Raw genomic sequence first — 387 nt, 5'->3', positions numbered from 1 at the left:
ATGAAAGTCCCCACCCGAAGGCGGGGAAATTGTTATTCCCTGCTCCATCTGGAGCGGGGCTTTCATTGCCTCAATGAAAGTCCCCACCCGAAGGCGGGGAAATTGCAGATTGCGCAGGAGCTTCTGGCTATGCCTACCCGGCCTCAATGAAAGTCCCCACCCGAAGGCGGGGAAATCCGATACACCAGGGAGTCACGACGAACGTTCGCCAGCCTCAATGAAAGCCCCTCCGAAAAGGAAAGGAAATCCAGCACCGACACATCTTGTGCAGACCAACCGGCGACGCCTCACTAAAAGTCCCCGCCCGAAATCGGGGAAATGTCATGTAGCTCTTCCAGGCTGAGGATTCCCAGGGTGCCTCAATGAAAGTCCCCACCCGAAGGCGGG

The organism is Rothia sp. HMSC075F09, assembly GCF_001810515.1.
Lineage (GTDB): Bacteria > Actinomycetota > Actinomycetes > Actinomycetales > Micrococcaceae > Rothia.
This window is presented reverse-complemented; position numbering follows the sequence as displayed.